27 protein-coding genes are annotated in these 24,879 nt (G+C 65.6%); 7 read left to right on the plus strand and 20 right to left on the minus strand.

Annotated features, from left to right (window positions below):
- Positions 1 to 3: 3 nt before the first annotated feature.
- From DBO85_RS19585 to DBO85_RS09090, 12 genes are read right to left on the minus strand one after another with little or no spacing between them, the layout of a single operon-like run.
- Complete coding sequence (locus DBO85_RS19585; RefSeq protein WP_108106942.1) at positions 4 to 453, minus strand: type II secretion system protein; 450 nt, start codon at positions 451 to 453, stop codon at positions 4 to 6.
- 28 nt (positions 454 to 481) lie between these two features.
- Positions 482 to 991: a type II secretion system protein gene (locus tag DBO85_RS19590; protein WP_108106943.1), complete on the minus strand. Its 510-nt coding sequence runs from the start codon at positions 989 to 991 to the stop codon at positions 482 to 484.
- A gap of 4 nt (positions 992 to 995) precedes the next feature.
- The gene (locus DBO85_RS09045) at positions 996 to 1,508 is read right to left on the minus strand and encodes a hypothetical protein (RefSeq protein ID WP_108106944.1); all 513 of its coding nucleotides are present in this window, start codon (positions 1,506 to 1,508) and stop codon (positions 996 to 998) included.
- On the minus strand, positions 1,508 to 2,740 hold the full coding sequence (locus tag DBO85_RS09050; RefSeq protein ID WP_108106945.1) for a type II secretion system F family protein: 1,233 nt from the start codon (positions 2,738 to 2,740) through the stop codon (positions 1,508 to 1,510). The genes DBO85_RS09045 and DBO85_RS09050 overlap by 1 nt, the downstream gene beginning before the upstream one ends.
- Positions 2,741 to 2,759: 19 nt before the next feature.
- Positions 2,760 to 4,484: a GspE/PulE family protein gene (locus DBO85_RS09055; RefSeq protein WP_108106946.1), complete on the minus strand. Its 1,725-nt coding sequence runs from the start codon at positions 4,482 to 4,484 to the stop codon at positions 2,760 to 2,762.
- Positions 4,481 to 5,848, minus strand: coding sequence for a tetratricopeptide repeat protein (locus DBO85_RS09060; RefSeq protein ID WP_108106947.1), 1,368 nt, complete (start codon positions 5,846 to 5,848; stop codon positions 4,481 to 4,483). Before DBO85_RS09060 ends, DBO85_RS09055 begins: the two co-directional genes overlap by 4 nt.
- Complete coding sequence (locus tag DBO85_RS09065; protein WP_108106948.1) at positions 5,845 to 6,774, minus strand: ExeA family protein; 930 nt, start codon at positions 6,772 to 6,774, stop codon at positions 5,845 to 5,847. Before DBO85_RS09065 ends, DBO85_RS09060 begins: the two co-directional genes overlap by 4 nt.
- A 7-nt stretch (positions 6,775 to 6,781) precedes the next feature.
- Positions 6,782 to 8,410 (minus strand): pilus (MSHA type) biogenesis protein MshL, encoded by a 1,629-nt coding sequence (gene mshL / locus DBO85_RS09070; protein WP_108107291.1) that lies wholly within the window; start codon positions 8,408 to 8,410, stop codon positions 6,782 to 6,784.
- 5 nt (positions 8,411 to 8,415) lie between these two features.
- Complete coding sequence (locus DBO85_RS09075) at positions 8,416 to 8,739, minus strand: Type II secretory pathway component (RefSeq protein WP_233356583.1); 324 nt, start codon at positions 8,737 to 8,739, stop codon at positions 8,416 to 8,418.
- The gene (gspM, locus tag DBO85_RS09080; RefSeq protein WP_108106950.1) at positions 8,732 to 9,409 is read right to left on the minus strand and encodes a type II secretion system protein GspM; all 678 of its coding nucleotides are present in this window, start codon (positions 9,407 to 9,409) and stop codon (positions 8,732 to 8,734) included. The genes DBO85_RS09075 and gspM overlap by 8 nt, the downstream gene beginning before the upstream one ends.
- Entirely contained in the window at positions 9,402 to 10,007 is a 606-nt protein-coding gene (locus DBO85_RS09085) for a PilN domain-containing protein (protein ID WP_108106951.1), read from the minus strand. Before DBO85_RS09085 ends, gspM begins: the two co-directional genes overlap by 8 nt.
- Positions 10,007 to 10,930, minus strand: coding sequence for an MSHA biogenesis protein MshI (locus tag DBO85_RS09090; RefSeq protein WP_233356584.1), 924 nt, complete (start codon positions 10,928 to 10,930; stop codon positions 10,007 to 10,009). The genes DBO85_RS09085 and DBO85_RS09090 overlap by 1 nt, the downstream gene beginning before the upstream one ends.
- A 99-nt stretch (positions 10,931 to 11,029) precedes the next feature.
- On the opposite strand from DBO85_RS09090, the gene trmL reads away from it, so the two are divergent.
- Positions 11,030 to 11,491: a tRNA (uridine(34)/cytosine(34)/5-carboxymethylaminomethyluridine(34)-2'-O)-methyltransferase TrmL gene (trmL, locus tag DBO85_RS09095; RefSeq protein WP_108106952.1), complete on the plus strand. Its 462-nt coding sequence runs from the start codon at positions 11,030 to 11,032 to the stop codon at positions 11,489 to 11,491.
- 107 nt (positions 11,492 to 11,598) lie between these two features.
- On the opposite strand, the gene secB is transcribed toward trmL, so the two are convergent.
- Genes secB through DBO85_RS09110 form a run of 3 tightly spaced genes read right to left on the minus strand, consistent with a single transcriptional unit; the run spans position 11,599 to position 12,774 of the window.
- Positions 11,599 to 12,072: a protein-export chaperone SecB gene (gene secB / locus DBO85_RS09100; RefSeq protein WP_108106953.1), complete on the minus strand. Its 474-nt coding sequence runs from the start codon at positions 12,070 to 12,072 to the stop codon at positions 11,599 to 11,601.
- Between the two features lie 32 nt (positions 12,073 to 12,104).
- On the minus strand, positions 12,105 to 12,359 hold the full coding sequence (gene grxC / locus DBO85_RS09105) for a glutaredoxin 3 (protein WP_108106954.1): 255 nt from the start codon (positions 12,357 to 12,359) through the stop codon (positions 12,105 to 12,107).
- Between the two features lies 1 nt (position 12,360).
- Positions 12,361 to 12,774: a rhodanese-like domain-containing protein gene (locus DBO85_RS09110; RefSeq protein WP_108106955.1), complete on the minus strand. Its 414-nt coding sequence runs from the start codon at positions 12,772 to 12,774 to the stop codon at positions 12,361 to 12,363.
- A gap of 251 nt (positions 12,775 to 13,025) precedes the next feature.
- On the opposite strand from DBO85_RS09110, the gene gpmI reads away from it, so the two are divergent.
- The 3 genes from gpmI to DBO85_RS09125 all read left to right on the plus strand — a co-directional run bounded on the left by gpmI (position 13,026) and on the right by DBO85_RS09125 (position 17,395).
- Entirely contained in the window at positions 13,026 to 14,564 is a 1,539-nt protein-coding gene (gene gpmI / locus DBO85_RS09115) for a 2,3-bisphosphoglycerate-independent phosphoglycerate mutase (RefSeq protein WP_108106956.1), read from the plus strand.
- Positions 14,565 to 14,673: 109 nt separating this feature from the next.
- Positions 14,674 to 15,909 (plus strand): murein hydrolase activator EnvC family protein, encoded by a 1,236-nt coding sequence (locus DBO85_RS09120; RefSeq protein WP_108106957.1) that lies wholly within the window; start codon positions 14,674 to 14,676, stop codon positions 15,907 to 15,909.
- Positions 15,910 to 16,054: 145 nt separating this feature from the next.
- Entirely contained in the window at positions 16,055 to 17,395 is a 1,341-nt protein-coding gene (locus DBO85_RS09125; RefSeq protein WP_108106958.1) for a S41 family peptidase, read from the plus strand.
- Between the two features lie 58 nt (positions 17,396 to 17,453).
- Here DBO85_RS09125 and hisF read toward each other — a convergent pair whose 3' ends face one another.
- The 5 genes from hisF to hisB form a co-directional block, all read right to left on the minus strand.
- Positions 17,454 to 18,224, minus strand: coding sequence for an imidazole glycerol phosphate synthase subunit HisF (gene hisF, locus DBO85_RS09130; protein ID WP_108106959.1), 771 nt, complete (start codon positions 18,222 to 18,224; stop codon positions 17,454 to 17,456).
- Positions 18,225 to 18,354: 130 nt separating this feature from the next.
- The gene (hisA, locus tag DBO85_RS09135) at positions 18,355 to 19,092 is read right to left on the minus strand and encodes a 1-(5-phosphoribosyl)-5-[(5-phosphoribosylamino)methylideneamino]imidazole-4-carboxamide isomerase (RefSeq protein ID WP_108106960.1); all 738 of its coding nucleotides are present in this window, start codon (positions 19,090 to 19,092) and stop codon (positions 18,355 to 18,357) included.
- A gap of 38 nt (positions 19,093 to 19,130) precedes the next feature.
- The gene (locus DBO85_RS09140; protein ID WP_108106961.1) at positions 19,131 to 19,391 is read right to left on the minus strand and encodes a DUF2164 domain-containing protein; all 261 of its coding nucleotides are present in this window, start codon (positions 19,389 to 19,391) and stop codon (positions 19,131 to 19,133) included.
- On the minus strand, positions 19,388 to 20,026 hold the full coding sequence (gene hisH, locus DBO85_RS09145; protein ID WP_108106962.1) for an imidazole glycerol phosphate synthase subunit HisH: 639 nt from the start codon (positions 20,024 to 20,026) through the stop codon (positions 19,388 to 19,390). The genes DBO85_RS09140 and hisH overlap by 4 nt, the downstream gene beginning before the upstream one ends.
- Positions 20,027 to 20,292: 266 nt before the next feature.
- Positions 20,293 to 20,886 (minus strand): imidazoleglycerol-phosphate dehydratase HisB, encoded by a 594-nt coding sequence (hisB, locus tag DBO85_RS09150; RefSeq protein ID WP_108107293.1) that lies wholly within the window; start codon positions 20,884 to 20,886, stop codon positions 20,293 to 20,295.
- 126 nt (positions 20,887 to 21,012) lie between these two features.
- On the opposite strand from hisB, the gene DBO85_RS09155 reads away from it, so the two are divergent.
- From DBO85_RS09155 to ntrB, 3 genes are all read left to right on the plus strand, one after another.
- Entirely contained in the window at positions 21,013 to 22,311 is a 1,299-nt protein-coding gene (locus DBO85_RS09155; RefSeq protein WP_108106963.1) for a nitrate regulatory protein, read from the plus strand.
- A 331-nt stretch (positions 22,312 to 22,642) separates the two neighbouring features.
- Positions 22,643 to 23,974 carry a CmpA/NrtA family ABC transporter substrate-binding protein gene (locus DBO85_RS09160; protein ID WP_108106964.1) on the plus strand — a complete coding sequence of 444 codons (1,332 nt, stop codon included), beginning with the start codon at positions 22,643 to 22,645 and terminating at the stop codon, positions 23,972 to 23,974.
- 99 nt (positions 23,975 to 24,073) lie between these two features.
- A complete protein-coding gene (gene ntrB / locus DBO85_RS09165; RefSeq protein WP_407681462.1) occupies positions 24,074 to 24,868 on the plus strand; it encodes a nitrate ABC transporter permease in 795 nt (264 codons plus the stop codon).
- The last annotated feature ends 11 nt before the right edge of the window (positions 24,869 to 24,879 follow it).

Here is a 24,879-nt window from a genome sequence, read left to right on the forward strand (position 1 = left end):
CGATCAGCAGCCGGTGTCAACAACCGAGATAGTCGGCACAGCACCGGCGGTGGCTGCTGGCTCGGTATAGCTGACCTGGCAACTGGCCGGAGTAGTCGCACCGTTGGCGCTCATGGTCGTTGTTCCGCCGGTAGTGGTAATGGTGAAATCAGCTGCGGTTACGCCCGCAGCGTCAGCAATTGCAGTCGCAGCGGGGTAGCCACTGGTCGCGATCATCGTCACAGTGCCGCCTTCAACGTCGATGCTGGTAAGAGCGGCGTTGTTCTTCGCCAACCAAGAAGCATGTGTAAGGGCTGACGCGGCCTTGACCGAGCCATACGCACCCTGAACGGTCGCCGCGCGCGCGTCGCCGCCGAGGTTGACGAAGCGCGGCAGTGCAAAGGCAGCCAGGATGCCAAGGATCACGATCACCATGATCAGTTCGATAAGGGTAAAGCCTTGTTGTTTTTTCATGGGGGTTCTCTCTTTGTTGATGCAGTGTTTAAGGAGCGATGTAGTTCGTCACAACGGTGCCGTCGGCAGCGTTGTAGACGATGGTGTCGTTGGTACCCTGGGCCTGGTAGGTAAAGGTGCATACCTGGCCGGCAAGGCTGGCGACATAGTCGATATCGGTACCAGCGGCAATGGCGACACGTGGCGCGGAGCCCTGCAGCAGGTTGTTCCAAAGGTCTACGCAGTCACCGGCGGAGCCCAGTGTCGCGCCGTCGGAAATGCCCACCGGCCAACCTGCAGCATTCACGTCGACGTTGCCCGCGCCGAAACCCTGAACGTTGACGTTGGGCGTAGCAATGCCCTTGCCGCGGTTGACCTCCCATTGCGAGCGCACCAGCAGCACCGCCGAGGCCAGTGCGCCGCCCGCGCCGCGTATGGCGGACTCGTGAGCATCGTCGGTCACGTTGATGAAGCGCGGCAGGGCCACCGCCGCGAGAATGCCGAGGATGGCGATGACCACCACCAGCTCGATCAGGGTGAAGCCTTTCTGCTGTTTCATCGGTTTACCTCTCTTGCCGCTGAGTCGGGTCGGAGACCTCGATCGGCACCAGTTCCAGCCCGACCACACTTCCGACGGATTGTGATGCATTTCTCATTTCCTGGGGAACAGCTACCAGGCCGAACAGGTGCAGCTCGTCGCCACTTCGTTGCCGCCGGTCAAAGAAACGGCTGCGGTACAGCACCCAGCGCTGCTGCGGCAGGTAGTACCAGCAACCGCGCTCCGCCCGCTCCATCAACACCAGCTCGCCGCAGTAGTCGTCCGGTTGCCAGCGCAGCAACGCGAAGGGGTTTTCCTGCAGCGCCGCTTCGGCACCCTGGCCGCCCCGCGCAACACCCTCAGCCACCAGTCCATTGAGGCTAGCCGCCAGACTCGCCAGGGTCGCCTCGTAGGCCCGCTGCTCGCTGACCTGGAGGATCCGCCAGCCAAGCGCCGCAACGGCCGGCAACAACATGACCGCGAGCAGCAGCCACCCCCGAAAACGCCAGGAGCGCACTGCCAGCTCCGTATCGCTCATCAGCCGCCGCCCTTGGCCGCCGACGCCAGTTCCCACATCGGCAGGAACACCCCCAGCGCCAGCACCAGCACCATCGCGCCCATGGCGACGATCAGGATCGGCTCGATGGCATCTGCCAGCTGCTTGAGGTCGTAGTCCACCTCCTGTTCATAGAAATCGGCGACCTCGACAAAAAGATCGTCCAGCGCGCCGGTTTCTTCACCGACCGCCATCATCTGCAGGACCAGCGGTGTGAACAGGCCGCTGTTGGCCGCCGAACGGGTCAGCGCCTCGCCGCGCTCGACGCTCTCGCGCATGGCGATGATGGCCTGGCCGATGTGCCGGTTGCCGACGCTGGCGCTGTTGATCGTCAGGGTCTGCAGCAGCGGCACGCCGGCGCGGTACATCATCGCGAAGGTGCGGGTGAAGCGCGCCAGGGCGATGCGCTCGAAGACCCCGCCAACGATCGGCAGGCGCAGTTTCCAGCGATCCCAGATCAGCGCGCCCTCATCGGTGGCGATCCAGCGGAAGAAGGCGTAGAGCCCGCCGATCAGCGCCAGTAGCATCGCCCACCACCAGGCCTGGAAGAACTCCGAGGTGCCGATCAGCGCGCGGGTGGCCCAGGGCAGCTCGGCCTTGAACTGGGCAAAGACCTTGGCGAAGGCCGGGATCACGAACAGGTTGATGATGGTCAGCGCCACACCCATGGCAGCGAGGACGAAGATCGGGTAGCGGGTGGCCTGCTTGATCCGCTTGCGCGTGTCGCGCTCCAGCTCCAGATAGCTGGCCAACTGGCGGAAGGCCTGGTCAAGCTGACCGGTGTTCTCGCCGACGCTGATCATGCTGACGAACAGCCGGTTGAACACCTTCGGATGGGCATGCAGCGCTACCGCCATCGCCTGGCCGCTCTCCAGGTCGTTGCGCACCTCCTGCAGCACCTCGCGAAAGTACAGGTTGCGGTTGGACTCGCCGAGGCCGGCGATGGCGCGAATGATCGGCACGCCGGCCTTGGCCAGGCTGTACATCTGCCGGCAGAAGATGATCAGTTCTTCCAGGTCGACTTTCTTGCGCCGCATCTTCTCGCGCAGCACGGCCAGCACGTCGACCTCGGCCGCGCGCTCGGCCTCCACCGTCAGCGGGGTGATCTGCTTGGCCAGCAGCTCGCCAGCCACCGCATCGGCGCTGCTGGCATCGAGGGTGCCGCTGACCTTCTGCCCGCGCGCGTCACGCCCGGTATAGCGGAACTGACTCATGCCGGACGCCCCCGAATACTCATGCCGGCACCTCATCGGCCAGGGTCGCGCAGACCTTCAGCACTTCATCGACACTGGTCACGCCCTGCAGCGCATAGTCCAGCGCGCAGGCGGCCAACGGTCGGTAGTGCACCTGCCGACGCGCCGCCTCGGCGAACTCCTGCGGGTCACCCCGGCGCAACGCGGCGATCAGCGGTTCATCCAGCTCGAGCAGTTCATAGACGCCGATCCGGCCGCTGTAGCCGCTGTTGTGGCACTGGTGGCAGCCGCGCCCGCGCATGAAGCTGCGCCCCGCCAGCGAGCTGCCATGCAGCGCCTCCAGCCAGGGCAGCTGGCGCATGTCGGCCTCGTGCGATTCGCCACAGTTGGGGCAAACCTTGCGGATCAGCCGCTGGGCCAGCACCGCGTTCAGCGCGGTGGCGACCAGGAAGGGCTCGACGCCCATGTCGATCAGGCGCATCGCCGAGGTCATGGCGTCGTTGGTGTGCAGCGTCGAGAGCACCAGGTGACCGGTCAGCGCTGCACGCAGGCCGATCTCGGCGGTTTCCTGGTCGCGAATCTCGCCGACCAGCACGATGTCCGGATCCTGACGCAGAGCGGCGCGCAGGACGCGGGCAAAGGTCAGCTCGATCTTGGCGTTGACCTGGACCTGGTTGACCCGTGGCAGCCGATACTCGACCGGATCCTCGACGGTGATGATCTTCTTCTCCGGACTGTTCAGCTCGGAGAGCCCGGCATAGAGCGTGGTGGTCTTGCCCGAGCCGGTCGGGCCGGTGACCAGTACCATGCCGTGCGGGCGCTGCAGCAGCAGACGGAAACGCTCGAGAATGTTGCTCGGCATGCCGGTGCCGGAGAGCTGGAACATGGTGCCACTCTGATCCAGCAGACGCAGCACCACCGACTCGCCGAACTGCACCGGCATGGTCGAGACGCGCACGTCGATGTTGCGATTCTTCACCCGGATATTGAAGCGACCATCCTGCGGCAGGCGCTTCTCGGAGATGTCCAGGCCGGACATGATCTTCAGGCGCATGACCAGCGCCGACGCGACCCGCTGCTCCTTCATCACCTGCTCGTTGAGCACCCCGTCGATGCGCTGGCGGATGCGCACCAGGCCCTCGTCAGGTTCGATGTGCACGTCGGACGCCTTCATCTGCACGGCATCCTCGAACAGCGTCTGCAGCAGGCGCACCACAGGCGCGTCGCTGTTGTTGTCGGCCCCCAGCGCGCCAAGGTCGAAGTCGCTGCCCTGCAGCTCGCCTTCCAGCTCGCCGGCGATCGAGGCGATTTCCTTGGTGCGTCGGTAGACCTGGTCCAGGGTCGCGAGCAGCTCGGCTTCGCGCACCACCGCCGGCGAAACGCGCTTGTGCAGCAGGCGCTCGATCTCGTCGAGGGCGAACAGATCGAGTGGGTCGGACATGCCGACCAGCAGGCCGTCGCCCTGGCGCGACAGGATGATGACCCGGAAGCGCCGCGCCACCGCCTCCGGCAGGCTCTGCACCAGCTCGGCGTCGAACTTGTAGTGACGCAGCTCGACGAAGGGGATCTTCAGCTGTTCCGAGAGCGCCTTGAGCAGCTTGGATTCGTCGACGAAACCGAGATCGACCACGGTGCGGCCCAGCTTGGAGCCACTGCGCTTCTGTTCCTGCAGCGCCAGCTGCAGCTGGGCGTCATCGATCAGGCCGGCCTGGATCAGCAGATCACCGAGGCGGACTTTGCGCTGGCGTACGTCTTCCTGGCTCATCGCCGTCCTCCCAATGCCATGGCTCGCTCGCTGGCGAAACGCCGCGAGGCCTCGTCCAGACCGATGCCCTGCAATGCCATTCGATAGTGGCGTGCCGCGTCGGCGTCACGACCGAGCTGTTCCAGGGCAACCCCCAGACCCAGCTGCCAGGTCGCCTGACTGGGACGCAGGGCCACCAGTTGCTGATAGAGATTGGCGCTGCGCTGCCAGTCGCTGTCCTGCTGGTAGAGCGCCGCCAGCAGTGCGTGATAGGCACTGTCGCGGGCCAGCGGCGGCGCGTGCTGTTCAAGGGTCGCCACCGCTGCAGCCTTCTCGCCGCGCTGCAACTGGCCGCGGGCCAGCAGCATGCGCAGCTCGCTGTCATGCGGGTTGGCGGCAAGCCTGGGGGTAACCCAGTCCTGCAGTTGCTGCAGCTCACCGGCGGCAAGATAGGCACGGGCCAGCCAGCGGGTGATTTCAGGATCGGCCGGGCGGGCCCGCTGCAGCGCCTGAAACTCACGAATGGCGCGGCTGTGATCGCCGTCCTGCAGGGCCTGGCGTGCCAGGCTCAGTGCGTCAGGCACATGGCTGGAGATGCGCAGATCGGGATTGCGCGGTGCAGCAGGCGCTGGCGCTGGCGTAACGGGCGCAACCACCGGCTCTACGGCGACAGCCGGCTCACGCGCCGGCACCGGTCGGCTCATCCACTCCGGCACCTGAGCCTCCTGCTCCTGCACAGGCTCCGCGATCGGCAGGCTCAGAGGTTCGGCACTTTCCTGCCCATGGGCCTCGGCCAGCGGCACCTCGACCCACAGTTGCCAGCGATCACCGGCGCGCTCGAGGCGGTCGCTGGCTTCGATCTCGCCACTCAGACCGACCAGCAATACCTGCACCGCACCGTTGCGATTTTCCACTCGCCAGGACAGGCTGCGACCATCGCGCTGCACCCTGCCGCTCTGGGTTTCACCTGCCAGCTCGACGTCAGTGAGCAGCAGGCTCACCGCGCCGCTCTCCTCGACCCGCCGATAGGACACCGAGCGATCCAGCAGCAGCTGCAGGACGAAACGCCGACCGTCGTGCTGCGGCAACACGTCCAGCACCTGCGCCGGCGCCGGCACGGGCGCGGCGACCACGGCAGGCTCGCTGACCGGCAGTGGCAGCGGCTGCACCGGGCCACGCACCAGGCGACCGAGCATCAGCCCGACCAGCACGGCGATCAGCACCACCGCAGCGAACCAGATACTGCCGCGACGAATGCGTTCGTAGCGTTCGCGACGGCTGGCGGCGACTTCGTCGACGGCGTGCATGCCGCTCAGCCGCAGTCGTTCCTCCGGGCCGGCGCGGCGCTCCTCCAGGTCACGCAGCATGTCGTTGACCAGGCTCATGGCAGCACCTCCGCCAGCGGCGCGAGCCACGGCCACGCGCCCACCAGCAGCAGGACCGAAACGCCGCAGGCAGCCAGGCCCCAGCCGAGCCGACGCCAACCGCCCGCTGCAGACCTGCAGCCTTCGGTATCGGCGATCGCCCGGCGCACCTGGGGCCTGTCGACCCGCCGGCGTCCCTCGCCGAAAGCAACCATCAGCGACTTGTTGGCGAGGATGTTGAGCAGCCGCGGGATGCCGCCGCTGGCACGCACCAGCAGCCTGACGGCCGCCGTGGAAAACAGCGGCTCACCGCGATAACCGGCCACGGCCAGGCGCTCCTGCAGATAGCGGGTGGTATCGGTGACATCCAGCGGACGCAGCCGATAGGAGAAGGTGATGCGCTGGCGCAGCTGGCGGAAGTCCTCGCGCGCCAGGGTCTGGTCCAGCTCCGGCTGACCGAACAGCACCACTTGCAGCAGCTTGCTGCGCTCGGTCTCCAGGTTGGTCAACAGGCGCAGCGCTTCCAGCGTATCGTGGCTCAGCGCCTGCGCCTCGTCGATCAGCAGCACGGTGCTGCGGCCCGCCCGCGCCAGCTCGATCAGGCGCCGGTTGAGCGCTTCGAGCAAGCCGTGTTCATCCAGCTGCGCAGCCTGCTCGATGTCCAGCTCCAGAGCCAGCGCCTGGCGCAGGGCCAGCGGCGTGAGATGCGGATTGGGCAGGTAGGCGAGCTGGTAGCGAGCGCTGTTCAGCCCGTTGAGCAGGGCACGGCAGAGCAGGGTCTTGCCAGTGCCCACCTCGCCAGTGACCTTGATGAAGCCCTCGCCCTCGGCCAGCGCCACGCGCAGCAGATTCAGGCAGGCCTGATAAGGCGCCAGCTGGACCAGAAAGCCGGTATTGGGCGTCAGCGCGAAGGGTTTCTCGCGCAGACCGAAGAAGGCCTGATACATGCCTTGCCTACCTCAACTCGCGGAAGGTTTCGGCGCTCTTGCGCAGTTCTTCAAGCCAGGTGTCTTCGCCGACCACCTGCGGACGCATCAGGATGATCAGCTCGCTCTTGCGCAGCGCCTTGCGCTGCTGCTGGAACAGCGGGCCGACGATCGGCAGCTTCGACGCCCAGGGCAGATTGGCGTCGGTGTTCTCATTGGCGTTCTGCAGCAGTCCGCCAATGACTACCACCTGGCCGCTGCGGGCCCGCACGATGGAGTCGGACTGGCGGGTAGTGGAGAGTGCCAGGGGCAGGTTGAAGACGTTGTCGCTGCCGCCCAGGCGGATGCTCTTGTTCTGGTCCTCGACGCGACTCACGGTTGGACGCACGTGCAGGGTGACCTGATCGTTCTCGTCGATCTGCGGCGTGACATCCAGCGAGATGCCGGAGAAGAACGGCGTCAGGGTCACGTCCAGGTCCGGCGCTGTGGTGCCACCGGCCAGCGAGGTGGTGGTGGTGGACACGTCGGTAACGAAGTACTCGTCGGTGCCGACCTTGATCACCGCCTTCTGGTTGTTCAGCGAAGAGACTCGCGGACTGGACAGCACGCGCACCTCACCCTGAGTCTCGAGCAGCTGGATAACCCCCTCGAAGTTGCCAAAGTCGAAAGTCATGCCGAACACCCCGCCGACGCCATCCGGCCCCTGAACCGGGATATTCGGCACATTGACGCCGTTGGCCAGGGTACTGAAGCCACCCAGCCCGATGCCCTTCTGGCCCTGCAGGAAGCTCCAGTTGACGCCCGACTGGAAGCCATCGGAAAGCTCGACCTCGAGGATCTTGGTCTCCAGGATCACCTGGCGTTGCAGATTGCGCTGGGCCTGACGCAGAAACTCCTGCACCGACTGCTGGTCGGCGCTGGAAGCCCGCACCACCAGCAGACCCGCTTGCGGATTGACCACCACCTTGTTGGTCTCCTCGGTGCCGATGATCATCGCGATCACGGTGCTGACCTCGTTCCAGAAGTCCGCATCGCTGCGGGTGATCAGTTGGCTCGCGTTGACCGTGTTCGAGGTGCTGCTGGTGGTGGTCCCGGCTGCGCCGCTACCGGTGTTTTCACTGGTGGTGGCCTGACCCGAACTGACGCGGGTATCGGTGCTTCCCAGACGCTGCACGTTCAGGTAGTTGAGATCGTAGGTCTTGGTGATCGCCTGGTTCGGCATGATCTGGTAGCCATAGGGCGTACGCCGGTAGTCATAGCCGTAGCTGTCGCGCACCGCGGCCAACACTTCCTCGAGCGTCACCCGGCGCAGGGCGAAGGTGATCTCGCCACTCACCCCCGGATGCACCACCAGGTTCTGCCCGGCACTGTCCATCAGACTAAGAAAGAACTCGCGCGCCGGCATGTCGCGCACTGCGACATCGAAGCGCGCGGCACTGGCGGCGCCCGCCGCGCCACCCAGCTCCAGCGGCGGGATCAGCGCCGCCTGGACCGCCGCCGGCGGGGCGGTGCGGGTGGCGCTCTGCGCCAGGCTTTCCTCGAACAGGCGGTTGCTTTGTTCGTAGAGCTGCTTGTCGCCATCCTGGAAGGTCTGGCAGGCACCAAGCAGCCCGGCCAGCGCGATCAGGCTCAGGCGTGACGGGAGTTTTCGCGTCATGGACTTCATCGACTCTCCTGGAAGATGGGGGCCGCCAGGCGCAGCCACTCGCGGCTACCCTGGCGTTCGACCAATACGGCTTGGGGGCGGATCTCGATGACCCGCGCCTCGAAAATGGATTCACCGACCGCCAGGCTCTGGCCGTTGATCACCGCCCGCGACTGATTGCGGTTGCGCATCACCGCGTACAGTTGCAGCGCCTGCAGGGGTGCCTGCTGCTCGGTCGCACGGGGTTCTTCGCTGCGCGACGCAGGCGGTGCTGTCGGATCGGCCGCCCAGGCAGCGCCGAAAACACCCAGTCCGAGCATGTATGCGAGCAATCTAGACACCAAGGAACCTCGCTGATCGGCTCAGGGTATGCAGGCGCAGAGTGATGCTGGCGCGCTTGTGTCCGGCCTCGCCGACCTCATAGTCCAGACCGTCCCAGTAGACGCGGAATTCGCTGCCCTGCAGCGCCACCAGGTAACTCAGCAGATCGAAGTAGCCGCCTTCCAGGCGCAGTTCCAGGCTGTGCTTGTGCAGCACGACCGCCGGCGCTTGCTCGGCGCCCTGCTCGGGTTGAACAGAAGCCGGCGCGGGAGCGCCGAGGCGCAGCGGCTCGCTGGAGGTTTGCAGCTCGACCAGCTGCAGGCCCTTCTGGTTGCGCAACAGCTCCTGCAGCAGCTGCTTCATCCGCTCCGGCGGCAGCAGCACCTGGGTCTGTGCCTCGATCCGCCGATCCAGCTGGACACGCTGCAGCTCGGCGCCCTCCAGCGCAGCGCGCAGCGGCAGATTGGGGTCGGCCGCCAGGCGCGCCTGCAATTCCTGCACGCCGTTACGCGCTTCCAGCTCACGTGTATCGGCCAGACGCTGGCGCAGCTGCTCGGAGGCAATTCGCGCAGACAGCGGATCGAGCACCAGCAGCATATAGAGCACCACCAGGACAGCGGCAGCCACCCCGGTCGCCAGCCACTGTTCGCGTGGGCCAAGACCCTTCCAGCGTTCCAGCCACTTATTCATCACCGGGCGCTCCCTTGGGACTGGAGGACAGCTCGAAGCGCAGCAACCCGTTATCCTCACGCTGCACGTCGAGGCGAGCGAACTGCCGCTGACGGAATGCGTCGCTGCGACCCAGGCTTTCCAGATAGGCCGGGATCAGCTCCTGATCCTCGGTCAGGCCGTCCAGACGCAGCTCGCTGGTGCCTTCGCGCAAACGAATACGGGTCAGCCACAGACCTTGCGGCGGATGCCGGTCACCCAGCGCCGAGAGGATCGGCAGGAAACCGCCCTGACGGCTGCGCGCCTCGCCATCGAGATAGTCGACCAGCTGCTGCAACTGCAGATTGAAACGTTCGCGCTCGGCCAGTTGCGGCACCAGCGCCGGATCGAGAACCGGCTCGACGAACGAGCCCTGCGCCTCGGCCAACTCCCCGTCGGCCTGTACCGCCCGCAGTTCCGCCGCGGCTGCCGCCGCGCCGGCCTGATTGCCTCGCCAGACGTGCCACAGAGCATGCAGCAGCAGTATCAGCACAAGAGCGGCAAAACCCACCAGCAGCAGGCGCGGGTGAGGACCGGTGCGGCGCTCACGCTGGAACTGATAGAGGTTGACGTTCTGCATCAGTCAGCCTCCTGGCGCAGGGCCGCGCCGACGGCAGCCAGACAGTAGGCCTGTTCGCTCTCGTCGAGCTCGGCGGCCGCCTGGCCGGGAAACAGGTCGCGCAACTCGAGCGCCTGCAGGTTGACCGCAAGATTCGCCCGCAACGCTTCACGGGCCCGATCGCCCTCACGCTTCATCGGTAGCAGCAGCAGGCGACTGATATAACCCTTGCCCAGCTGACTTTCGAAGTAGTCGAGTGAGCGCTGTACCTCCAGGATCATCCCGGCCAGATCATCCCCGAGCGGGGCCAGGCCCTGCTCGATGCGCCGCGCCATGTACAGCTCGGCACCGTTCTGCACGCAGATCAGCCCCTCGCTGGTGCGCAGACGCAACAGGCCCAGATTGATGCCGTCCGCGCCCGCCAGCAGGCCGACGTTGCGCAAGGCCATCTCGGTGATGTCGATGCACTGCAGAGTCAGGCCGGCGTGATTGATCAGGTGGCGGAACTGCAGCATCGCCGTCTTGGCGAAGGTTGCGCAGTAGGCCATGCGCGAGCGTCCGCGATAGGCATCGGCGGGTAGCGCGAAACAATCCATGATCTGCTCGTCGATGGGCTCGCTGATCATCTCGCGCAGCCGCCAGCGCATCGCATCACGCAATTCGGCCGGCTCGACCTCGGGGCTTTCCATCAACAGCAACTGGTAGGTGGCAGGGTGCAGCACCAGATTGACCGGCAGCCCCTCGAGACCTGCACTGGAAACCATCTTGCGCAGGGTGTCGAGCTGTGCGGCGGGGGCACAGGCACGGAACTCGCAATGGCGCAAAGAAGGCGCGGCCCCGGGATCGCGCGCGACCCACGCCAGGGCAATGCCCTCGGGGCCTGTCTCGACTCCCAGCAGCCCCTTCTTGGAGCTTTTATTGTTGTGCTTCAGCAAACCAAACAATGGTCTTCCCCAGAAGCCCTGGTGCGCTGTCTGCCTGACACCGCCCGTGGACCGTCAGCCTGTAGAATGCGGCTGGTCGATCATCCCTGAGTCCCGCCGATGTTCCATGTCGTTCTCTTCCAGCCGGAAATTCCCCCGAATACCGGCAACGTCATTCGCCTCTGCGCCAACACGGGCTGCCATCTTCACCTGATCGAGCCACTGGGGTTCGAACTGGACGACAAGCGGCTGCGCCGTGCCGGACTGGACTATCACGAATACGCGACATTAAAACGCCATCATTCGCTGGCGGACTGTATCACGGAAATCGGAAGCGACAGAATATTGGCATTCACTACCAAGGCTAGTCGCAACTTCAGTGAATTCCAGTTCCGTCCCGGCGATGTATTCCTCTTCGGCCCCGAGAGCAGCGGGCTGCCACTCGAGGTACGCGAGTCGATTGCCGAAGAGCATCGCCTGCGCCTGCCAATGCGCCCGGGCTCGCGCAGCCTGAACCTGTCCAATACCGTGGCGATCACCGTCTACGAGGCCTGGCGCCAGCAGGGCTTCGCCCTCGAATAGCCATTCTCGACGACCAGCACACTACGCCGTGTTGACCCCTGGCAATGGAAACCCTGAAACGACGAAGGGCGTCCCATTGGACGCCCTTCGAGCATTGCCACAGCGGCTCAGGCCTGGGCCTGGCTCGCCTGCAGACGCTCCATTTCCTGCGCGTAGAGCGCATCGAAGTTGACCGGCGCGAGCATCAGTGCCGGGAACGAGCCCCGGGTGACCAGGTTGTCGAGCGTCTCGCGGGCGTAGGGGAAGAGGATGTTCGGGCAGAAGGCGCCGAGGGTGTGGCTCATGGACGCCGGGTCGAGCCCCTTGATCAGGAAGATGCCGGCCTGTTGTACCTCGGCGATGAAGGCAACTTCTTCACCGGTCTTTACCGTGACCGAAAGGGTCAGCACGACTTCGTGGAAATCGCCTTCGAGCGCCTTCTGCCGGGTATTCAGGTCGAGCGCAACGCTGGGCGCCCACTCCTGGCGAAAGATCTCCGGGCTTTTCGGTGCTTCGAAGGACAGGTCGCGCACGTAGATGCGCTGCAGGGAGAACTGCGCCTGTTCGTTCTGGGCAGCACCGTTGGTAGTTTGTTCAGTCATTTGGCAGAGCCTTCTTGTTCGTAGGGAGGTAGTCAGTCTTGCAACAGGGCGTCCAGCTTACCCTTGCGTTCCAGCGCGTAAAGGTCGTCACAACCACCCACATGGGTGTCGCCGATCCAGATCTGCGGAACGCTGGTGCGACCGGCACGCATGCTCATTTCCGCGCGCAACTGCCGGTCACCGTCGACCGAACGCTCTTCATAGGCAACCTGCTTGCTGTCGAGCAGCTGCTTGGCGCGAATGCAGTAGGGGCAGAAGCTGGTGGTGTAGAGCACGACCGGACGCATGTCACTTCACCAGCGGCAGGTTGTCGCCACGCCAGGAGGATATCCCGCCGGCCAGCTTGGCAGCCTCGAAACCGGCCTTGCGCAGCTGGGCACTGATGCTGCCGGAATGTTGACCCATCGCATCGACCACGATCAGGGTCTTGCCCTTGTGCTTGTCGAGCTCACCCATACGCGCCACCAGCTTGTCGTGAGGAATATTGATGGCATCGACAATGTGTCCGCCGGCGAATTCCTTCTTCGGTCGCACATCCAGCACAACACCCTGCTCGCTATTGACCAGAGCGGTCAGTTCCCGGGTACTGAGGCTCTTGCCGCCTTTGCGCATCTCGCTGGCGAGCAACAGGGCCAGCAGAACCACGAAGGATCCGCTGAGCACATAGTGGTTGGTGGCGAATTCGATCAGTTGAGCAAGCATCAACGGCTTCCAGAGGGATAAAATGCCGGCCAGTATACACAGCGCAAAACACCGCCCAAAGCCTCGGCCGGTTGCCATTTGACGCAGCAACGCAGTTCACCCCGAAACGCCGGCCAATGACGGGCCACCGTGACGCAGGGCGCAGCGCCGCTTAAACTGTCGAACCTTTTTTACCGCCGCCTGCCCAATTCCGCGCACCGTGCCGCGACCCGCGCAGAGCACTCGACCACCCGTATCAAGCGAGCCGCCACATGACTGCCACGCCCAAACCCGTTGTCCTGATGATCCTGGACGGCTTCGGTCACAGCGACGACCCACAATACAACGCCATCCATGCGGCACAGACGCCCGTCTATGACCGGCTGCGCGCGACCCAGCCGCACACGCTGGTTTCCGGCAGCGGCATGGATGTCGGCCTTCCAGACGGGCAGATGGGCAACTCCGAGGTCGGCCACATGAACCTGGGCGCCGGACGCGTGGTGTATCAGGACTTCACCCGGGTGACCAAGTCCATCCGCGACGGCGAGTTCTTCGACAACCCGACTCTCTGCGCCGCGTTAGACAAGGCCGTGGCGGCCGGCAGGGCGGTACACATCCTCGGCCTGCTCTCCGACGGCGGCGTCCACAGCCATCAGGACCACCTGGTCGCGATGGCCGAACTGGCCGCCCGCCGCGGCGCCCAGCACATCTATCTGCATGCCTTCCTCGACGGCCGCGATACACCGCCGAAAAGTGCTCAGCCGTCCATCGAGCTGCTCGACGCCGCTTTCGAGCGTCTCGGCAAGGGCCGCATCGCCAGCCTGATCGGCCGCTATTTCGCCATGGACCGCGACAATCGCTGGGATCGCGTCGAGCAGGCCTGGAAGCTGATCGTCGACGGCCAGGGTGAATTCTCTGCCGCTACCGCCAGCGAAGGCCTGGCAGCGGCCTACCAGCGCGGCGAGAGCGACGAGTTCGTCAAGGCCACCACTATTGGCGCAGCCGCCCCGGTCGCCGATGGCGATGCCGTGGTGTTCATGAACTTCCGCGCCGACCGCGCCCGCGAGCTGAGCCGCGCCTTCGTCGAGCCGGGTTTCGCCGAATTCTCCCGCCAGCGTGTACCGGCGCTGGCCGGCTTCGTCACGCTTACCCAGTACGCGGCAAGCATCCCGGCCCCCAGTGCCTTCGCCCCCGAGTCGCTGGACAACGTGCTCGGCGAGTACCTGGCGAAGAACGGCAAGACCCAGCTGCGCATCGCCGAGACCGAGAAATACGCCCATGTCACCTTCTTCTTCTCCGGCGGCCGCGAGGAGCCCTTCGAAGGCGAGGAGCGCATCCTGATCCCCTCGCCCAACGTCGCCACCTACGACCTGCAGCCGCAGATGAGCGCGCCCGAAGTCACCGACCGCATCGTCGAAGCCATCGAGCAGCAGCGCTACGACGTGATCATCGTCAACTACGCCAACGGAGACATGGTCGGCCACACCGGCGTATTCGAGGCCGCGGTCAAGGCGGTCGAATGCCTGGACGAATGCATGGGCCGCATTGTCGCGGCGCTGGAGAAGGTCGGCGGCGAGGCACTGATCACCGCCGACCACGGCAATGTCGAGCAGATGGAAGACGAGTGCACCGGCCAGGCCCACACCGCGCACACCTGCGAGCCGGTGCCCTTCATCTATGTCGGCAAGCGCCAGGTCAGCCTGCGCGACGGCGGCGTACTGGCGGATGTCGCACCGACCCTGCTGACGCTGCTCGGGCTGCCGCAGCCAAGCGAGATGACCGGCCGCAGCATCGTCGAGCTGCAGGATTGAGACACAGCTCCCGTGCCGACGACGGCAGCGTAAGCGCAGCTATCGTCGGCAGCCGGTAGGCGCTTTTTTAGGCATACTACGCTCCACGCGAACCGACGGTACCGACGCCTTGACGCTCCGCATCCCGATTGCCCTGCTGCTCGCCTGCCTGCTCGTTCCGGCTATCGCCGATGAACGCGCGCAAACACGCGAGCAACTTGAAGCGGCGCGCAAGGACGTCGCCGAGCTGAAGCAGTTGCTGGAAAAGATCCAGCAGGAAAAGTCCGCCCTGCAGCAGTCGCTGAAGAAGACCGAAACCGAGATGGGCACCCTGGAGAAGGAGGTCCGCGAGCTGCAGAACGAGCTCGGCGACGGTGAGAAGGAGCTCAAGCGCCTCGACCAGGAGAAAAAAAAACTCCAGAGCGCCCGTGACGAACAGCAGCGCCTGATCGCCGTACAGGCCCGCGCCGCCTACCAGAGCGGCCGCCAGGAGTACCTGCGATTGCTGCTCAACCAGCAGCATCCGGAAAAGTTCTCGCGCGCCCTCACCTATCACGACTACCTCAGTCGCGCGCGCATCGAACAGCTCGACACCTTCAATGAAACCCTGCGCCAGCTGGGCAACATCCAGGCCGACATCGACCGCCAGCAGGCCGTACTGCTGGTGCGCAAGAGCGAGCTGGAAGAGCGCACCGGCAAGCTTGGCGAAGTGCGCAAGGAGCGACGCCTGGCGCTGGCCAAGCTGGAGCGCCAGCAGGGTGACCAGAACCAGCGCCTGAAGACTCGTCAGCAGGAACAGGCGCAGCTCGACAGGCTGCTCAAGACCATCGAGGAAACCCTCGCGCGCCAGGCCCGCGAGGCCGAGGAAGCCCGCCGCCAGGCTGCCATCGCCGCACAGAACCCTACGCCGAGTACCGCAGCCTCAGGTCCGCGAGTGGCTACCGGCAGCAGTGTTACCGGGCCTTTCTCCCGCGCCCGCGGCCAGTTGCCGTGGCCGGTCGACGGACAGCTGGTCGCCCGTTATGGCACTCCGCGCGGCGGCGACGCACGAACCAAGTGGGACGGCGTGCTGATCGGCGCCGGTGCCGGTACCCAGGTCCACGCCATCCACGCCGGTCGCGTGGTCTTCGCCGACTGGCTGCGTGGCGCCGGACTGCTGGTGATTCTCGACCACGGCGATGGTTACCTGAGCCTCTATGGCCACAACCAGAGCCTGCTCAAGGAAGCCGGCGCCCAGGTCCGCGCCGGCGAGGCGATTGCCACGGTCGGCGCCAGCGGCGGCCAGGACGCACCGGGTCTGTATTTCGCCATCCGCCAGCAGGGTCGTCCGATAGACCCGGCCCAATGGTGTCGCACACAGGGATAGCCGCTCGTTGAACAATTTTTTCGAGACAGCCGACAGTAGACAGCGACCGGCGCAGATGGCCGGCGATGACCTCAACGCAGCGTTCAGCCGCCCGGCGCCCAGGCTACCAGCCGGCCGTGTGCCCCCCTCATTTCTGGAGTTCGCCATGCCGTACGCCCGCCCCCTTCGCCTCACTTCGCTGGCTCTGGCACTGGCGCTGTGCTCGCCGGCATGGGCCGCAGAGCCGGACCCGACTCGCGAGCCCGCCTCGCTGGCGCCGATTCCGGTCCCGCCCAGCGCGTCGAACGCAGCACCGCTGCCGCTCGACGAGTTGCGCACCTTCGCCGAGGTGATGGATCGCATCAAGGCGGCCTATGTCGAGCCGGTCGACGACAAGACTCTGCTGGAAAACGCCATCAAGGGCATGCTCAGCAACCTAGACCCGCACTCCGCCTACCTCGAACCCGAAGCCTTCCAGGAGCTGCAGGAAAGCACCTCCGGCGAGTTCGGCGGCCTGGGCATCGAAGTCGGCATGGAGGATGGCTTCGTCAAGGTGGTGGCCCCGATCGACGACACGCCTGCGGCGCGCGCCGGCATCGAGGCCGGCGACCTGATCATCAAGATCGACGGCAAGCCGACCAAGGGCCTGTCGATGATGGAAGCGGTCGACATGATGCGCGGCAAGGCCGGCAGCAAGATCGAGCTCACCCTGGTGCGTGAGGGCGGCAAGCCATTCGATGTCGAACTGACCCGCGCGGTGATCAAGGTGCGCAGCGTGCGCAGCCAGCTGCTCGAGCCCGGCTACGGCTACCTGCGCATCACCCAGTTCCAGATCAACACCGGCGGCGAAGTCGGCAAGGCGCTCGCCGGGCTGAAGAAGAGCAACGACGGCAAGCCGCTGCGCGGCCTGGTGCTCGATCTGCGCAACAACCCTGGCGGCGTACTGCAGGCGGCGGTCGAGGTCACCGACCACTTCCTCAAGGACGGGCTGATCGTCTACACCAAAGGCCGCATCGCCAACTCCGAGCTGCGCTTCTCCGCCGACCCGGGCGATGCCAGCGAAGGCGTGCCGCTGGTGGTGCTGATCAACGCCGGCAGTGCCTCGGCCTCGGAAATCGTCGCCGGCGCCCTGCAGGATCACAAGCGCGGCGTGGTCATGGGCACCGACAGCTTCGGCAAGGGTTCGGTGCAGACAGTCCTGCCACTGAACAACGACCGCGCGCTGAAGCTGACCACCGCGCTCTACTACACCCCCAGCGGTCGATCCATCCAGGCCCAGGGCATCGAGCCGGACATCGAGGTGGCGCGCGCCAAGCTGACCCGCGAGCAGGAAAACGAAAACCTGCGCGAGGCCGATCTGGCCGGGCACCTGGGCAACGGCAACGGTGGCCCGGACAAGCCGAGCAGCAAGAGCCGCAACGCGCCGCCGCGCCTGCAGGATGACGATTATCAGTTGGGCCAGGCGTTGAATCTGCTCAAGGGTCTGAGCGTTACCCGCGGCGACTGATCGCCGACATGCAAAGCCCGGGCAACACCCGGGCTTTTTTGTTCCTGCCGGCGGCCGCTCAGCGCACCACGATCCCACGCGCGGCCATGTAGGCCTTGGCTTCCGGGACGGTGAATTCGCCGAAATGGAAGATGCTCGCCGCCAGCACCGCGTCGGCCTTGCCTTCGGTGATCCCGTCAGCCAGGTGCTGCAGGTTGCCGACGCCGCCGGAAGCGATCACCGGGATGCCCACCGCCTCGCTGATCGCCCGGGTCACGCCGAGGTCATAGCCGCTCTTCACGCCATCCTGATCCATGCTGGTGAGCAAGATCTCGCCGGCGCCGAGGTCTTCCATCTTCTTCGCCCAGAGCACGGCGTCCAGGCCGGTCGGCTTGCGCCCGCCGTGGGTGAAGATCTCCCAGCGCGGTGGCTCGCCAGGCTTGGAAACCTTCTTCGCGTCGATGGCGACCACGATGCACTGCGAGCCGAAGCGGTCCGCGGCCTCGCCGACGAACTCCGGGGTAAAGACCGCGGCCGTGTTGATCGAGACCTTGTCGGCGCCAGCGTTGAGCAGGTTGCGGATGTCCTGCACGCTGCGCACGCCGCCACCCACGGTCAGCGGGATGAACACCTGGCTGGCCATGCGCTCGACGGTATGCAGGGTGGTGTCCCGGCCGTCGACGCTGGCGGTGATGTCGAGGAAGGTGATTTCATCCGCACCCTGCTCGTCGTAGCGGCGGGCGATCTCCACCGGGTCGCCGGCGTCACGGATGTTCTCGAACTGCACGCCCTTGACCACGCGGCCGTTGTCCACGTCGAGGCAGGGAATGATGCGTTTGGCCAGGGCCATGACAGTCTCTCTCGTAGGGTGGACAACCGCGCAGCGTTGTCCACCGGGTCAGCGGATGCTTGGTGGACAAGCGCAGCGTGTCCACCCTACGGCTGAAGCGGGCTCGCTTAGCGAGGGCTTCAGATCACTTTCAACCTTTGAAGTTGTCGCAGAACGCCTGCGCCTCGGCGACATCCAGGGTGCCTTCGTAGATCGCCCGGCCGGTGATGGCGCCGACGATGCCCGGCGTGCGGGTGTCGAGCAGTTTCTGGATATCTCCGAGGTTGTGAATGCCGCCGGAGGCGATCACCGGGATGCGGCTGGCGTTGGCCAGGGCCACCGTGGCCTCGACGTTGCAGCCCTGCATCATCCCGTCCTTGGCGATGTCGGTGTAGACGATGGCGGACACGCCGTCAGCCTCGAAGCGCCGCGCCAGGTCGGTCGCCTGAACGCTCGACACCTCGGCCCAGCCGTCGGTGGCGACGAAGCCGTCCTTCGCGTCCAGACCAACGATCACCTTGCCCGGGAAGGCCTTGCAGGCCTCGGCGACGAACTCCGGCTGCTTGACCGCCTTGGTACCGATGATCACGTAGCTGACGCCCGCGCGAACGTAGTGCTCGATGGTTTCCAGCGAACGAATGCCGCCGCCGATCTGGATCGGCAGGTCCGGATAACGCCGGGCGATGGCGGTGACCACCTCGCCGTTGACCGGCTGCCCTTCGAAGGCGCCGTTGAGGTCGACCAGGTGCAGACGACGGCAGCCGGCCTCGACCCACTTGGCGGCCATGGCCACCGGATCGTCGGAAAACACCGTGGCGTCGTCCATCAGGCCCTGGCGCAGACGCACGCAGGCGCCGTCCTTCAGATCGATAGCGGGGATAATCAGCATGTCTGCAACCTGTTCAAATCAAGTGTCGGATTAAAGGGTCAGCTCTTCTCGAGTGCCCACAAGTCGCTTTCGATGCTCTCGAACCTTTCCTTCAGGTGCGTCTGCACATCGAAGATCGCCTTGTTGTAGTACAGCGGCGCAATTTCCCGGGCGAACAGATCGAGCACTTCCTGGGCCTCGAACGAGCCAAGCTCCAGCTCGAAGCGCTGCTCAAGAAAGCGCTTGATGACCTGTTGCGCGCTCTGCTCCTGGGCAGGATCCAGCGTCAGCACTGCAGCCTTGAGCTTGGCTCGGCTCACCAGCGGCCATCCCAGCCGACGAAGTTCTGCAGCAGCTGCAGGCCATGGGTATGGCTCTTCTCCGGGTGGAACTGCACGGCGAACTTGGAGCCTTCGGCCAGTGCCGCGGCGAAGTCCTTGCCGTAGTGAGCGCCGCCGACCACCTGCGCCGGCTTGCCGGCCTCAATGTAGTAGCTGTGCACGAAGTAGAAGCGGCCGCGGTCGGGAATCTCGTGCCAGAGCGGGTGCTCGACCGTCTGCTCGACTTCGTTCCAGCCCATGTGCGGCACCTTCAGGTGCTCACCCTCTTCGATCATGTCCTTGCCGAAGAAGCGCACGTGCCCTGGGAACAGGCCGATGCCGTCCACCCCGCCGTTTTCCTCGCTGCGCTCCATCAGCGCCTGCATGCCGACGCAGATGCCGAGGAACGGGCGATCGGCGCTGACCTCACGCACCAGCGCATCGAATTCCAGGCGGCGGATCTCGGCCATGCAGTCGCGGATCGCGCCGACGCCGGGGAACACCACCCGGTCAGCCTCGCGGATCACCGCTGCATCGCTGGTCACCAGCACCCGACCGGCACCCACGTGTTCGAGGGCCTTGGCCACCGAGTGCAGGTTGCCCATGCCGTAGTCGATGACCGCGACTGTCTGCATCAGAACCCACCCACCCAGAATTCTTGCCCGCGTTGCTGCTCAAAAGCGCACCAGGCAAGGCGCGGAACGCAGCCAATGGCGCTCCCATTGGCAAGTTTCGCAACGCCGCATGGTGCGCTTTTGAGCGCAACCCTGCGGGCCGGGGCTGCTTTTTCGCAGCCCTGCGTTAATCGTCGTTCATTTGGAATAACCAAACTTCTCTCCTCTTGCCTTGCGCTGCGAAAAAGCAGCCGCCGGCGCGGGCATTAATTCTGGGTGGGTGGGTTCTACAAACAACCCTTGGTCGACGGCATCTGCCCGGCCATGCGCTCATCCAGGGTCACGGCCATGCGCAGGGCGCGGCCGAAGGCCTTGAACACCGTCTCGATCTGGTGGTGGGTGTTGGTGCCACGCAGGTTGTCGATGTGCAGGCTGACCAGGGCGTGGTTGACGAAGCCCTGGAAGAATTCCTGGAACAGGTCGACGTCGAAGCCGCCGACCACCGCGCGGGTGAAGGGCACGTGCATCTGCAGGCCCGGGCGACCGGAGAAGTCGATCACCACGCGCGACAGCGCTTCGTCCAGCGGCACGTAGGAGTGGCCGTAGCGGGTCATGCCCTTCTTGTCGCCGATAGCCTTGGTGAAGGCCTGGCCGAGGGTGATGCCAACGTCTTCGACGGTGTGGTGATCATCGATGTGCAGGTCACCCTTGCACTCGATGTCGAGGTCGATCAGGCCGTGACGGGCGATCTGGTCGAGCATGTGCTCGAGGAAGGGCACGCCGATGTCGAAGCGCGCCTTGCCGGTGCCATCCAGGTTGATCGAGACCTTGATCTGGGTCTCCAGGGTGTTGCGCTCGACGAATGCCGTACGTTCGGCCATCACCAGCTCCAGAGTGTCTTGCGGAAAGGCCGGCATTATAGGTGCAAACCTCCGCCAGGGGCTACGCGCCCTGCCGTATGGACTGCATCTTGCAGGGCCGCGCCTACCGAGACCGGGGAGCCGACCATGCGCGAACGAGAACTGCCGACCACGCTGCGCTTCATGCTGGCCGCACGGCGCAGCGAGCTGCTGGGCCTGGAAGACCTGGCGCAGACCTGCGAGCTGGTCACCCGCCTGAGCCGGCTGGTGCATGCGCTGCAGAAGGAACGCGGCTACTCGAACATCTACCTGAGCGGCAATGCCCCGCACCACCGCGCCCAACTCGACGTGCTCAGCCTCGAGGTAGACGCGGCGCTGCGCGAGGTACGCGAGGGCTTCGCCCGCATCGATCTGGACGCGATCGGCGGGCCGGACAAGACCCGCCTGTTCACCCGCATCGCCTACGCCCTGCACGGCCTCGACGAGCTGCCGGCGCTGCGCCGACGCATCCGCGAACATCGCCTGAGCATGCACGAGGCGACTGCCAGCCTGATCCGGCTGATTGGCAGTCTGCTGGCGGTGGTGTTCGAGGCCGCCGACACCGCCGCCGACCCCGAGACCACGCGCAGCCTGGTGGCGCTGTTCAACTTCATGCAGGGCAAGGAACTGGCCGGACAGGAGCGCGCCATAGGCGTTGCCGGCTTCGCCGGCGGCCACTTCGAGCCCGACAAGCTTGAGCGTCTGGAACAGCTCTGGGAGGCGCAGGAGCGCTGCTTCGCCACCTTCTGCCGCTTCGCCGGACCGGACGCCCTCGCGCTCTGGCAGGCACTGCTCGAGAGCGACGCCGGCAGCCAGGCCTGCCGTATGCGCGAGGTGGCACGTCGCGCCGGACCGGACAACAGCTTCTCGGCCGATCTGTGTGAGCTCTGGTTCGAGCTGCACACCCGGCGCATGGACGCGATGAAGCACGTCGAAACACGCCTGGAGCAGGATCTGCTGCAGCGCTGCGGCGAAAGCATCGGACGCATTCGCAAGGACCTGCTCAGTCACCGCAAGCTGCTCGACGGCTTGGCCGACATGCACGCCGCCGCCGAGCAGGCGCGACTGTTCAGTGTGCAGGCCAGCGATCTGGACGCCCCACCCGCGGACGGAATGACCTCGATGGTCGCCCGCTCCACCCTCGAGCTTCTGCAGAACCAGACCCAGCGCATGCAGGTGCTGCGCGACGAACTCGACGACGCGCGGCGTGCGCTGGACGAGCGCAAGCAGGTGGAACGCGCCAAGCAGACGCTGATGCGCGACCGCCAGCTGAGCGAGAGCGAAGCCTATGCCGCGCTGCGCAAGGCAGCGATGGATCAGGGGCTGAGCATCGAGGATGTCGCCCGCCGCCTGCTCGCGCTCAGCGAGCAGCATGAAGCGCTGATCCGGCCGCGCGCGCGGCACTGAAATCAGGCAGCACGCCCGCTTTCGATGCACGCCGAACGGACAACAACCCTACCCGGTCGACAGGGCGTCACGCAGCGCCCGCTCGCGGCCTGTGCCGACCACCCCGGAGCGCGGCCACTGAAGAGCGCAAGCCACTGAACGGATTGAACTAATCCGCTGCGCCGGGCGATTGTCCAGACCACTCTCGCGCCTTTGGCACGGCTTTCGCTAATGCCTTGCCAGGGCAGATTCACAGCCGCCCACACAATCCAGTCAGGACAACGGTGTCCACGCCTGCCGGCTCCAGCCGGTCTGCGTGGCACCGTTTTTTTTCGCCCAGAGGAAAGCGGACATGACCGACAAGCCGAGCAAAGAAGACCTGGAAAACCCCTCGATGGCCTCGCGCCGTCGCTTTCTCAAGAATTCCCTGCTCGCCGCTGGTGGCGTCGCCCTGTTCGGCGGCATGCCGCTGGCCGGTCGCTCCACCGCCTGGGCCGCAGGTGGTGCGCTGGAAACCACCAAGGCCAAGCTCGGCTTCATCGCCCTGACCGACGCCGCGCCGCTGTTCGTCGCCGACGAAAAAGGCTTCTTCGCCAAGTACGGCATGACCGGCGTGGAAGTGCTCAAACAATCGTCCTGGGGCACCACCCGCGACAACATCGTCCTCGGCTCGGCCAACAACGGCATCGACGGCGGTCACATCCTCTCGCCGATGCCCTACCTGATCAGCGCCGGCACGGTCACGCCGAACAACCAGCCAGTACCGATGTACATACTCGCCCGCCTGAATCTTGCTGGGCAGTGCATCTCGGTCGGCCAGGAATACGCCGACCTCAAGGTCGGCCTCGACACCCGCGAGTTCAAGAAGGCGCTGGAGGCGAAGAAGGCCAGCGGCAAGAAAGTCAGCGCCGCGATGACCTTTCCCGGCGGCACCCATGACCTGTGGATCCGCTACTGGCTGGCCGCCGGCGGCATCGACCCGAACAGCGACATCAATACCATCACCGTGCCGCCGGCGCAGATGGTCGCCAACATGAAGGTCGGCAGCATGGACACTTTCTGCGTCTGCGAGCCGTGGAACGAGCAGTTGATCAACCAGAAGATCGGCTACACCGCCAACACCACCGGCGAGCTCTGGCACAACCACCCGGAGAAGGCCTTCGCCCTGCGCGCCGATTACGTCGATGCCAACCCGAATGCCACCCAGGCGCTGCTGATGGCCGTGATGGAAGCCCAGCAATTCTGTGAGAAGCCGGAAAACCGCGAGGAGGTCGCGCAGATCTGCGCCAAACGCCGCTGGATCGGTGCACCCTTCAAGGACATCGTCGAGCGCATGCGCGGCGACTTCGACTACGGCACCGGCAAGGTGGTCAAGAACAGCCCCGAGCAGATGCGCTACTGGGACGATTTCGCCTCCTACCCGTTCCAGAGCCACGACCTCTGGTTCCTCACCGAGAACCAGCGCTGGGGCTACCTGCCGCAGGACTTCGACACCCAGGCGCTGATCGCCAAGGTCAACCGCGAGGATCTCTGGCGCGCCGCGGCGACCGAGCTGGGCGTTCCTGCAGCACAGATCCCCACCTCCACCTCGCGTGGGGTCGAGACCTTCTTCGACGGCAAGGTCTTCGACCCGGAAAACCCCAAGGCCTATCTCGACAGCCTGACCATCAAGGCGCTGGCCTGACCGCCCGCGCCACCCGAGGAATTCGTCATGAACGCGAACGTGAAGATCCCCGCGCCCCTCGCGCAATCCGCACCGCCGACGCCCGGCCGGGCACGGCGCATGGCCACCGCCGTCGGCCTGTTCGGCCTGCAGCGGCTGCTGCCACCGGTGGTGATCCTGGCCCTGCTCGGCCTGCTCTGGGAGCTGCTCTGCTCGGGGCCCGGCGCGGCGCTGCCGCCGCCGTCGGTGGTGTTGAGCGAGACCTGGGAGCTGATCATCGATCCGTTCTACGACAACGGCGGCAATGACGTCGGCCTGGCCTGGCAGCTGCTCGCCAGCCTTGAGCGGGTCGCCTACGGCTATCTGCTGGCAGTGATCGCCGGGGTGGCGCTGGGGGTACTGATCGGCCAGTCGGACTGGGCCATGCGCGGGCTCGACCCGCTGTTCCAGGTGCTGCGCACGGTACCGCCGCTGGCCTGGTTGCCGCTGTCGCTGGCGGGCTTCCAGGACAGCCACCCGTCGGCGATCTTCGTGATCTTCATCACCGCGATCTGGCCGATCATCATCAATACCGCCGTGGGCATCCGCAACATCCCGCAGGACTACCGCAACGTCGCCCGGGTGCTGCAGCTCAACAGCATCGAATACTTCACCAGCATCATGCTGCCGGCGGCCGCGCCCTACATCTTCACCGGCCTGCGCATCGGTGTCGGCCTGTCATGGCTGGCGATCATCGCCGCGGAGATGCTCATCGGCGGCGTCGGCATCGGCTTCTTCATCTGGGATGCGTGGAACGCCTCGCGCATCAGCGACATCATTCTCGCGCTCGTCTACATCGGCGTGGTCGGCTTCTGTCTCGACCGCCTGGTGGCCTTCGTCGGCCGGCGCATCACCCGCGGCGCTCCGGCCGCCTGAGGAATCCGACC

It is taken from the genome of Pseudomonas mangrovi (assembly GCF_003052585.1).
Taxonomy (GTDB): Bacteria; Pseudomonadota; Gammaproteobacteria; order Pseudomonadales; family Pseudomonadaceae; genus Aquipseudomonas; species Aquipseudomonas mangrovi.

What these genes read in the sequence shown, in the direction of transcription:
- hisF (WP_108106959.1), bottom strand. Translation starts at nt 18,224, where the DNA reads ATGGCCCTGGCCAAACGCATCATTCCCTGCCTCGACGTGGACAACGGC.
- ntrB (WP_407681462.1), top strand. Translation starts at nt 24,074, where the DNA reads ATGGCCACCGCCGTCGGCCTGTTCGGCCTGCAGCGGCTGCTGCCACCG.
- gspM (WP_108106950.1), bottom strand. Translation starts at nt 9,409, where the DNA reads ATGAATAAGTGGCTGGAACGCTGGAAGGGTCTTGGCCCACGCGAACAG.
- secB (WP_108106953.1), bottom strand. Translation starts at nt 12,072, where the DNA reads ATGACTGAACAAACTACCAACGGTGCTGCCCAGAACGAACAGGCGCAG.
- DBO85_RS09065 (WP_108106948.1), bottom strand. Translation starts at nt 6,774, where the DNA reads ATGTATCAGGCCTTCTTCGGTCTGCGCGAGAAACCCTTCGCGCTGACG.
- DBO85_RS19590 (WP_108106943.1), bottom strand. Translation starts at nt 991, where the DNA reads ATGAAACAGCAGAAAGGCTTCACCCTGATCGAGCTGGTGGTGGTCATC.
- DBO85_RS09125 (WP_108106958.1), top strand. Translation starts at nt 16,055, where the DNA reads ATGCCGTACGCCCGCCCCCTTCGCCTCACTTCGCTGGCTCTGGCACTG.
- DBO85_RS19585 (WP_108106942.1), bottom strand. Translation starts at nt 453, where the DNA reads ATGAAAAAACAACAAGGCTTTACCCTTATCGAACTGATCATGGTGATC.
- hisB (WP_108107293.1), bottom strand. Translation starts at nt 20,886, where the DNA reads ATGGCCGAACGTACGGCATTCGTCGAGCGCAACACCCTGGAGACCCAG.
- DBO85_RS09085 (WP_108106951.1), bottom strand. Translation starts at nt 10,007, where the DNA reads ATGCAGAACGTCAACCTCTATCAGTTCCAGCGTGAGCGCCGCACCGGT.
- grxC (WP_108106954.1), bottom strand. Translation starts at nt 12,359, where the DNA reads ATGCGTCCGGTCGTGCTCTACACCACCAGCTTCTGCCCCTACTGCATT.
- DBO85_RS09045 (WP_108106944.1), bottom strand. Translation starts at nt 1,508, where the DNA reads ATGAGCGATACGGAGCTGGCAGTGCGCTCCTGGCGTTTTCGGGGGTGG.
- trmL (WP_108106952.1), top strand. Translation starts at nt 11,030, where the DNA reads ATGTTCCATGTCGTTCTCTTCCAGCCGGAAATTCCCCCGAATACCGGC.
- DBO85_RS09110 (WP_108106955.1), bottom strand. Translation starts at nt 12,774, where the DNA reads ATGCTTGCTCAACTGATCGAATTCGCCACCAACCACTATGTGCTCAGC.
- DBO85_RS09155 (WP_108106963.1), top strand. Translation starts at nt 21,013, where the DNA reads ATGCGCGAACGAGAACTGCCGACCACGCTGCGCTTCATGCTGGCCGCA.
- DBO85_RS09050 (WP_108106945.1), bottom strand. Translation starts at nt 2,740, where the DNA reads ATGAGTCAGTTCCGCTATACCGGGCGTGACGCGCGCGGGCAGAAGGTC.
- DBO85_RS09160 (WP_108106964.1), top strand. Translation starts at nt 22,643, where the DNA reads ATGACCGACAAGCCGAGCAAAGAAGACCTGGAAAACCCCTCGATGGCC.
- mshL (WP_108107291.1), bottom strand. Translation starts at nt 8,410, where the DNA reads ATGACGCGAAAACTCCCGTCACGCCTGAGCCTGATCGCGCTGGCCGGG.
- DBO85_RS09060 (WP_108106947.1), bottom strand. Translation starts at nt 5,848, where the DNA reads ATGAGCCTGGTCAACGACATGCTGCGTGACCTGGAGGAGCGCCGCGCC.
- hisH (WP_108106962.1), bottom strand. Translation starts at nt 20,026, where the DNA reads ATGCAGACAGTCGCGGTCATCGACTACGGCATGGGCAACCTGCACTCG.
- DBO85_RS09055 (WP_108106946.1), bottom strand. Translation starts at nt 4,484, where the DNA reads ATGAGCCAGGAAGACGTACGCCAGCGCAAAGTCCGCCTCGGTGATCTG.
- hisA (WP_108106960.1), bottom strand. Translation starts at nt 19,092, where the DNA reads ATGCTGATTATCCCCGCTATCGATCTGAAGGACGGCGCCTGCGTGCGT.
- gpmI (WP_108106956.1), top strand. Translation starts at nt 13,026, where the DNA reads ATGACTGCCACGCCCAAACCCGTTGTCCTGATGATCCTGGACGGCTTC.